Annotated in this window: 7 protein-coding genes; 3 read left to right on the top strand and 4 right to left on the bottom strand. The window is 63.6% G+C overall.

Features of this window, described 5'->3' with window-relative positions; all coding sequences use genetic code 11:
• The first annotated feature begins 148 nt into the window (after positions 1–148).
• The gene (locus EJ067_RS11620) at positions 149–1,129 is read left to right on the top strand and encodes a transglutaminase-like cysteine peptidase (protein WP_126085825.1); all 981 of its coding nucleotides are present in this window, start codon (positions 149–151) and stop codon (positions 1,127–1,129) included.
• A 71-nt stretch (positions 1,130–1,200) separates the two neighbouring features.
• On the opposite strand, the gene EJ067_RS11615 is transcribed toward EJ067_RS11620, so the two are convergent.
• Genes EJ067_RS11615 through EJ067_RS11600 form a run of 4 tightly spaced genes read right to left on the bottom strand, consistent with a single transcriptional unit; the run spans position 1,201 to position 6,759 of the window.
• Positions 1,201–1,842, bottom strand: a complete 642-nt coding sequence (locus EJ067_RS11615) for a ribbon-helix-helix domain-containing protein (RefSeq protein WP_126085824.1) — start codon at positions 1,840–1,842, stop codon at positions 1,201–1,203.
• Positions 1,832–3,121 (bottom strand): HlyD family type I secretion periplasmic adaptor subunit, encoded by a 1,290-nt coding sequence (locus tag EJ067_RS11610; protein ID WP_126085823.1) that lies wholly within the window; start codon positions 3,119–3,121, stop codon positions 1,832–1,834. The genes EJ067_RS11615 and EJ067_RS11610 overlap by 11 nt, the downstream gene beginning before the upstream one ends.
• Before the next feature lie 17 nt (positions 3,122–3,138).
• Entirely contained in the window at positions 3,139–5,271 is a 2,133-nt protein-coding gene (locus EJ067_RS11605; protein WP_126085822.1) for a type I secretion system permease/ATPase, read from the bottom strand.
• Positions 5,272–5,301: 30 nt separating this feature from the next.
• Positions 5,302–6,759, bottom strand: coding sequence for a TolC family protein (locus EJ067_RS11600; protein WP_126085821.1), 1,458 nt, complete (start codon positions 6,757–6,759; stop codon positions 5,302–5,304).
• 315 nt (positions 6,760–7,074) lie between these two features.
• Between EJ067_RS11600 and EJ067_RS11595 the strand changes: the two genes are divergently transcribed.
• Positions 7,075–7,344 (top strand): hypothetical protein, encoded by a 270-nt coding sequence (locus EJ067_RS11595; RefSeq protein WP_126085820.1) that lies wholly within the window; start codon positions 7,075–7,077, stop codon positions 7,342–7,344.
• 22 nt (positions 7,345–7,366) lie between these two features.
• Positions 7,367–8,680 carry an NAD(P)H-dependent oxidoreductase gene (locus tag EJ067_RS11590; protein WP_126085819.1) on the top strand — a complete coding sequence of 438 codons (1,314 nt, stop codon included), beginning with the start codon at positions 7,367–7,369 and terminating at the stop codon, positions 8,678–8,680.
• Positions 8,681–8,729: the final 49 nt, after the last annotated feature.

The raw sequence follows: 8,729 nt of genomic DNA, 5'->3' as shown, positions 1-8,729 counted from the left end.
AAGCGTGACGTCGGTTCGGCAAATCAAAGTATAAATTTGAATAAAATTTGACGTAAAACAGAATAGATTGATTCGCGAAACATTTTCCACCTTCCTTTCCGATAATTTGAGACAAGATTGGTAGCGTCCACAGTCAAAGGTGGGCGCGATGAAAATACAAAAAGCTGTCCTGGCACCGTCGGGGATCAAGGTTCTGCTGCTGGCAATCGGCCTCGCCGGTCTGCCGAATGTGTCATCCGCCAGCGCGGTTTCCGTCGAAATTTCCGCCTCTCGAACGATACCTGCGCCGGCCGATCTCGGCGGTGTTTCGCTGGCCAGATTGCAGCCCTGGCAACCTGTTGCCGCCCACCGGATCGGCGGTGTCGCCGGCGCCTATGGGCCCTTCGAAGTCCGCCAGGCGGCAGGTCCATCGAGCGGAGGGGCTGGCATCGACCCGATCCAGGTTGACCCGATCCAGACTGGGGCGATCATCCCGGGCGTGTTCGGGTCGGTGGCGCTGTCGATGCGCAACTTCCCGGTCGCGACGCGCTGGGCGCCGGTCTACAAGGCGATCGTCGGCTGCACCGCCGGAAGTCCCTGCGACCGCGAGAACGCCGCCTTTGGCGAGATCGTCGGCATTGCGGCCGACAAGGGTTTTCGCGACAAGCTGGCTTTCGTCAACAGCAGCATCAACCGCCTGATCGCCTATCGCAAGGACAGCGCCGTCTATGGCAGGCTCGACTACTGGGCCAAGCCCTCGGAGATCCTCGAGCATCGCGCGGGCGACTGCGAGGACTTCGCCATATTGAAGATGGCGGCGCTGCTGCGCGCCGGCATCCCGGCGCAGAGCATGTCGCTCGTCGTGCTGCAGGATCGCCGCCGGAAGTTCTTCCACGCTGTCTTGTCCGTCAGCACCGGCAGCGGCGCCTTCATCCTCGACAGCCTCAGCAACAATGTGGCGATGGACAGCGACCTTCCCGATTATGTCCCGCTCTATTCCTTCAGCACCGATCGCGCCTGGATCCACGGCTCGAAATCCGGTTCCCAGATCGCGGACACCGCCGGCGGTTTCGCGACGGTGGCGCCCGGCGAAGGCTCTTCGCCGGACACGGCGGTGACGGCCGCAACATCTGGTTCGGGTAGGAGATAGATCGCCCGTCTGAGTCTTTGTTTTTGCGCATTCCGGACGGAAAACCGCTGCGCACTTTTCCTGGAATTGCTTTAGCCGTTGAAGACGAACGCCATCAGGAGTTCCGGCTCGGTGACCGGCGCGCGCACGGCGCTCAGCTGGCCCCGGTAGCGTCGCTCGCCGGCGCCGATGACGAAGCCGGTGGTGACGGGCGTCTCGCCATTGGCGTCGAGCCGGGCGAAGACGTCGGTGACATTCAGGTCCAGCGCCAGCTTGAGGTCCTGCCTGCCGTCGTCGCCCGGCGCGTTCGGCAGCTGGCGCCTGACCAATTGCTGAAAGGACGTGTTGAAGGTCAGGATCTTCTTCGACGACGACAGCGCGAAGGCGGGCGAGGGGCAGGCGACCAGGATCGCGTTGATCGTGCGGATCGAGGCGAGCTTGCGCAGCTCCATGCTTTCCTCGGCCAGCCCCCGCATGCACGCGACCCGGATCGCCGAGGTGAGATTGCCCTGGCCGGGATGGCTTTCGGCGATCTCCTCGACCAGCATGCCGATCGTGCATTTGCGGCTCTCGGCCATCTGCTTCAGCGATGCCCAGAAGGCGCGCTCCAGCCGGATGCCGCGGCGCACGCCGCCTCGCGCCACGACGCGGAACTCCGGGCCGAAATCCTCGGCCGCGAGCGACGGCAGCAGCCGATCGCGCGGAATGTCGGGGCGTGCGGCGCTATCGCTCACTCATTGCCTCCTGACGCGCCTTGTTGATGGGCTTCAACAGATAGTTGAGGATCGTCTTGCGCCCGGTCTTGATATCGACCGAGCAGATCATGCCGGGGATGATCGAGTAGGTCTTGCCGTTCCTTTGCAGCGTGGATTTCTCGGTCGCGACGCGCACCTGGTAATAGGGTTCGCCCGTCTTCTGGTCGACCAGGCTGTCGGCGGTGATGTTCGAGACCTTTCCCTCGATACCGCCGAAGATCGAAAAATCATAGGCCGTGACCTTGATCAGCGCATCCTGGTCCGGCTGGATGAAGGCGACATCGCGCGGCGAGACTCGCGCCTCGACCAGCAGCGTCTCCGAGGTCGGCACGATACCGGCCACGACCGCGCCCGGCTGCACGAAGGCGCCGAGCGTGTTGACGTCGAGCGTGTTGACGATGCCGTCGACGGGAGAGCGGATATCGGTCCGCGCCACCTTGTCGGTGGCGCCGCGGATGGTTTCGTCCACCACCGAGAGGTCCGCCAGCGCCTGCGTCAAGTCGCTCAACGCTTCCTGCTGCAATTGCAGGCCGAGCTCGTCGACTTGAAGCTGCGCCTCGGTGATGGCCGCCTTGCTCTTCTTGATGGTCTCTCCGGCAAGGTTGAGCTGTCCACGGAGATCGGTCTGCTCCCGTTCGACACGGATCTGCTCGGTCTTGGCCATCAAGCCTTTCTTGACCATCGATTCGACGAGAGCCGTTTCCTGGTCGCTGACGGCGAGGCTCTTGGACAGGCGGTCGGAATTGGCGGTCGCTTCGTCCAACTCCTTCTCGCGCTGATCGAGACGCGACTTCAGCACCGACAGCTTCACTTGGAAGTTGTCGCGGCGGGCAACGAGCAGCTTCTGTTCGTTGTCGCAGATTTCCGGCGCGATCTTCTGGATGTCTGGCGGACAGGGGAACGCGCCCTCGAGGGTGCCGCTCTGCTCATATTTAAGCCTCGCGATGCGCGCCTGCAGCGCCCGCGCCTTGGCCTGTTCCTCGCCCAGGCTCGAAGTGTTGCCCGTGTTGTCGAGGCGGATGATCAGGTCGTTCTTCTTGACCGTTTGGCCGATCTTGACCGCGATTTCCTGGACGACGCCGGCTTCGCTCGCCTGGATGATCTGGGTCTTGGAAGCGGGAATGACCTTGCCGTCGCCGCGCGCGATCTCATCGACCTCGGCAAAGGATGCCCAGGCGGTGAAGGCCACGAACAGCGCCCCTATGATGTACACGGACGCCGATGCGAAAAGCGGCGGCCGGTCTTCTCTTGCAAACATTCCCCAACGTACCCCGGTCAGGCATTCGCCTTTTGCAATGCCTGTATGACTTGTTCCTTTGCTCCGTCCGCGACCACGCGGCCCTGCTCGATGACGATGAGGCGGTCGACCAGCTCCAGCATGCTGTAGCGATGGGTCGACACGATCAGCGTCGTGTTGCGGTCGAACGCCACTCTAAGCTGCTTGATCAACTGCCGTTCCGAGGCGAGATCCATCGAACCCGACGGCTCGTCCAGGAAGACGATTTTCGGCTTGGTCAAAAGCAGCCGCGCGATCGCCACCGCCTGCCTTTGGCCCCCCGACAGATTGGTGCCCCGTTCGCCGACATTCATGTCGTAGCCGCGCGGATGCCGCGAGACGAAGTCGTCGACGCCGGCAGCCTTCGCGGCATCGATGATCTCCTCGTCGGTCGCTTCCGGAGCGGCCATCAGCAGGTTTTCCTTGACGGTGCCCGAAAACAGGTCGCCGGCCTGCGCGACGATGCCGACCGCGGCGCGGACTTCCGAAGGGTGGTATTGGCGGATGTCGATGCCGTCGATGAGCAGCTCTCCGGAAGTCGGCAGGAAGAGCCGGCCGATCAGGCGGCCCATCGTGGTCTTGCCGGAGCCGATGCGGCCGATGATGCCGACGCGCTCGCCGGGCCGGACTGCGATGTTGAGCCCGTGCAAAACCTCGTTCTCAGTGCCGGGATAGGCAAAGCCGACATTCTTGAAGAGCATCGCGCCGCTGCGGATGGGCCGGTTGACGAAGCCGACCGTGTCGGGCCGGTCCTCCGGCTGCGACATGATCGTGTTGACGATCCTGAGCGACAGCATGGCCTGCCGGAAGCGCGAGAGCGTGATGGCGATCTGGCCGAGCGGCGCGACCGCACGGCCCGCCAGCATGACGGTGCCGATGATTGCGCCTGTCGACACCTGGCCTTCCGAAAAGGCGTAGGCGCCCGCAACCACCAGGGCGACGGTCACCAATTGCTGGATGGCGCCGGTGATGTTGCCGGCGGCCGCCGAAAGCTCCTTGATCTTCTCGGACGTGTTGGCGGCGTTCTTCGAGTGCTCGCCCCATTTGCGCAGCAGATAGGCCTCGGCGCGCAGCGACTTGATCGTCTCCAGCGTGGAAATGGATTCGACCAGCAGCGCCTGACGCTGGGCGGATTCGTTCATCGACGCGGCGACCCGCCTGCCGATGCGCCGCTGCGTCATCAGTCCGACAATGACGGCGATCGCGAAGGCCAGGGCAGGTATGATCACCAGCCAGCCGCCGATGGCGTAGATGACAGCCAGGAAGACGAAGACGAAAACCGTGTCGATGAAGACGCTGATGGTGTTCGAGGTGAAGAACTCGCGCACGAACTCGTACTGGGTGATGCGGTTCGCGTATTCGCCGGTCGAACCCGGCCGCGCCGAAAGCGACGAGTTGAGCACTTTCTCGAACAGCAGATAGGAAATCCTGAGATCCGCCTTTCGCCCGGCATAGTCGATGAGCGAGGCGCGGGCGGTTTTCAGCAACAGGTCGAACAGGATGGCCGCGCCGATCCCGAGCGCCAGCACCCAGAGCGTCGACATCGCCTTGTTCGGCAGGATGCGGTCGTAGACGTTCATGGTGAAGATCGGCGAGGCGATCGCCAGGAGGTTGATGAAGACGGCCGACAGCACGACCTTCGAATAGGTGCGCCAGAACGCCCCCATCGTTCCTGTCAGCCAGTGCCGTCTTTCGATCCTCGGCGCCGTGCCGACCGTCATCTCCTCGGCGGTGTTGGCATAGGTGATCGAGAACGAGGCGCCGCCGCTGATATAGCTCTCGGCGAGCTCCGATTTGCCGATCGTGGTGCGGCCGTTCTCCTGCGGCGCCGTCAGATATTGCCCGGTCTCGGTCTCGGCGAGCAGCGCAACCGGCAACTGGCTGGCGCGGAAGACGATGGCCGGAAGATCGACGCGGCCACGCACGAAATCGCGATGGCTGAACGCCTGGACCTCCAGGCCGATGCGTTCGGCCAGGTGCCTGATGTCATCCGGCTCGATGCGCGTGTCCGAAATCGGTACCCCGGCAAACAGCACGGTCTCCGCGCTCGGCCGGCCGAGATAGGCCGCAATCGCCGAGAAGCAGGCTTTGAAAGCCTCCTTGGGCGATACGATGTTGGGCTGCTGATTCACGATCCGCCCCGAAGGACCAGAGATCGATGCTTACATCGGCTGCTTTTTCCTGACCGGCGCGAGGATGTCGAACGGCAGATCGTTCTTCTGCTCCGACGGCGTGCGCGCATAGGTTTCGGTATCGGCCGTTGCCGGCACGCCGAATTCCGTGCGCGCATAGGCCGCGGCTTGTTTGGCCGGCTGGATGTTCAGCGTCTTCAGCAACTCCCCGGTCGCGGCCAGCAGCCGGTATTCGGCAAACAGCGACGCATAGGACGAGGTGTCGGCCAGCGTCGCGGTGTTGAAGCGCGTGTTCTGCGCGTCGAGCACGTCGAGCAGCGAGCGCTGCCCGACCTTGAACTGCTCGCGGTAGGACGCGACCAGCTTTTCGTTGGTGGCTGCCTGCAGCCGCAGCGTCTGCGCCAGTTCGGCCTGGCGGAAGCGACGGTCCCAGGATGTGCGGACGGCTTCCTCGATCTCGCGCAGCACCTGGTGCAGCGCAAGGCGCTGCTCGCTGCTGCGGCGGATCTGCTCCTGCTCGTTGGCCTTGTCGATGCCGCCGCGATAGAGGTTCCAGCGCAGCACGACCCGAGCCTGCAGGTCGCTGGTGTCGCCGTCGTCGCCGTCGATGTCATATCCGCCCCGGGCGACGCCCTCGGCGGTGATCGTTGGGCCGAATTTCGCCCGCGCGGCGTCGACCAGCGAAGCCGCCGCGTCGATGTCGCTGTTGGCCATATGGACGCGCGGATTGTTCTGCCTGGCAAGCCCGATCGCGTCGTCGAGCGAGCGCGGCAGCGCGCCGGCCACATCGGCCGGCCGTGACGGACTGGTTAGCGGCTTGCCGACGTTCTTGAAGAAGCGGATCTTGGCCGCCTCCAGCTCTTCCGTCGCCTCCTGCATCCGCGCCTTGGCGGCATAAAGCCGCTCCTCGGCCTGCTGCCGGTCGGCATCGTTGAGCGCGCCGCCCGCGATGCCCTGCTTGATGTCGCCGAGTATGGACTGGTGGAAGGCGAGGTTCTTTTTCGCTTCGGCGACGATCGACGCCTGCAGCATGTATTCGAGATAGTCCTGGACGACGGCGAGGCCGATGAATTCGGACCGTTCCAGCACCCTGAAGGAAGCGCCGTCGACGCGCGAAGCCTGGCGGTTCAATTCGGCCCGTCTTGCGCCGCTGTCATAAAGCGTCTGCGTGACGGTGAGGTCCGCCTCGTTCGGATAGAGAGCGTCGTGATCCTCATCGAGCGCGCGCCGGGATTCATTGTCCAGACGGCGCACGCCGGTCGACGCTTCGAGATCGACGCTGGGAAGATAGAGGCCTTTCGCCTGGCGCAGCTCGAATTCGATGGCTTCGCGGTTTTCGATCGCCTGCCCAATCTCAGGATTGGACTCCACCGCGACCGCTACGGCTTCCTTGAGTGTGAGTGCGCCGGCGCTTCCGCAAGCCAGCATCGACACCGTCATGGCAAGCGCAAGGCGCCAGCCGACGGTCACTTTACCCGTCCTGGTCATTTCTACCCCGTGACTATCCCCGCGCCTTTTTTGTTCTTGTCGGCGCTTATTTGCCCAAGCCTGCCACCGGAGCTTGCGAACAGTATCTATCAGATTTTTCGAGGATGTGAGCCCCTAATGATTTAGAGGCGTCTAAAAGCGGGGATTCCAGCCATTAGTCCTGCGGGATGTAGCAAAAATGGCACAGAAACGATACCCGGCCAGAGGGCGCGATTCAGTGGAAATCGCCCGCGATCACTGCTTTCCTTAATAAACAGCAAGTCCGCATAGTGGAATCGCCCAAGGCGTCGCGCCCGCCCTCGGCGGAAACCCGGCGTGAACCGCGGCATCCGTCCTCGCCCGGACATGGTCGCGCTGCGAACACGTGCAGGTTGCCGGTTGCTGCGAAAAATCTGCTCCGGTTCTGCAAGGCGTGCGCTGGAAATTGCCATCCGCCTGGCCGGTTTTGTTGGCAAACAGGAAGCGTTCCCTGTATTGCGTGCTGATGCATGTCGCTCAAGAAGGTGCGCAGCGGTTTTGGGGGAACGACATGCATCCAAAAAAGAACCGCGTCGCCTGAATCCGCTTCGTCGCGACGCGCTTTAAGGCACAGCATGGACGTTCTTGTATGACAAATGTCGCCCTGACCGGGCTTGCCCGCGATCTCGCCCGGCGCGCCGCCGAGGGCCGCCCCGTGCGCATCGGCGTCATCGGCTCCGGCGAGATGGGCACCGACCTGGTGACCCAGGGCATGCTGATGCCGGGCATTTCGGTCGCGGCCATCTCCACACGCCGTCCGCACACGGCTCGCGACGCGATCCGCATCGCTTATGGCGACGATGCGATGGCTGCGGAAGCCGAGACGGCCTCCAGGGTCAGCCAGGCGATCGAAAGCGGCAGGATCGCCATCACTTCGAACGAGATGCTGGTCACCAACCCGCTGATCGACGTCGTCATCGATGCCACGGGCAAACCCGGCGTCGCCGCCGATTTCGACCTGATGGCCATGGAGCATGGCAAGCATCTGGTGATGATGAATGTCGAGGCCGACGTCACCATCGGCTGCTATCTCAAGCAGCAGGCGGATCGGCTCGGCGTCGTCTATTCGGTCGGCGCCGGCGACGAGCCGTCGAGCTGCATGGAGCTGATCGAGTTCGCCTCGGCGCTCGGCTACACCATCGTCTCGGCCGGCAAGGGCAAGAACAACCCGCTCAACCACGATGCCGTTCCCGACGACTATCGCGAGGAAGCGCTGCGTCGCAACATGAACCCGCGCATGCTGGTCGAGTTCGTCGACGGTTCCAAGACCATGGTCGAGATGTGCGCCATCGCCAACGCCACCGGCCTTGTGCCCGATGTCGCGGGCATGCATGGCCCCAAGGCCGATCGCGACCAGCTGGCCAAGGTGCTCATCCCGCGCGAGGATGGCGGCATCCTGTCGAAGAAGGGTGTCGTCGACTACACGATCGGCAAGGGCGTGGCGCCCGGCGTCTTCGTCATCGTCGAGGCGACGCATCCGCGCGTCGTCGAGCGAATGGACGACCTCCATATCGGCCACGGCCCCTACTACAGCTTCTTCAGGCCATACCATTTGACCTCGCTGGAGGTGCCGCTGACCGCGGCCCGCATCATGCTGTACGGCAGGCCCGACATGGTGCCGCTGCCGAAGCCGGTGGCCGAGGTCTGCGCGGTGGCCAAGCGTGATCTTGCCGCCGGCGAGACCTTCGACGCCATCGGCGAGACCTGCTATCGCTCCTGGACCATGACCGTCGCCGAGGCGCGCGCCGGCCGCGCCGTGCCGGTCGGGTTGCTCGAAGGCGGCAAGGTGCTGAAGCCGGTCAGGAAGGGCGAGCTGCTGACAAGCGACAACGCTGAACCTGACAAGACGACGAGACTATTTGCTTTGCGTCGCTTGCAGGATGAGATGTTGTACGGCGCCTGACCGCTCAGGACCTCCTGTTCCCGTAACGGCACTGGCTTTGTCATGACAA

Source organism: Mesorhizobium sp. M1D.F.Ca.ET.043.01.1.1, assembly GCF_003952385.1.
Lineage (GTDB): Bacteria > Pseudomonadota > Alphaproteobacteria > Rhizobiales > Rhizobiaceae > Mesorhizobium.
Note: the sequence above shows the minus strand (reverse complement) of the source record. Positions and strands in the feature narration are given on the sequence as shown.

Coding starts and splice junctions, on each gene's coding strand:
- EJ067_RS11610 (WP_126085823.1), bottom strand. CDS start 3,121: ATGTTTGCAAGAGAAGACCGGCCGCCGCTTTTCGCATCGGCGTCCGTG.
- EJ067_RS11590 (WP_126085819.1), top strand. CDS start 7,367: ATGACAAATGTCGCCCTGACCGGGCTTGCCCGCGATCTCGCCCGGCGC.
- EJ067_RS11600 (WP_126085821.1), bottom strand. CDS start 6,759: ATGACCAGGACGGGTAAAGTGACCGTCGGCTGGCGCCTTGCGCTTGCC.
- EJ067_RS11620 (WP_126085825.1), top strand. CDS start 149: ATGAAAATACAAAAAGCTGTCCTGGCACCGTCGGGGATCAAGGTTCTG.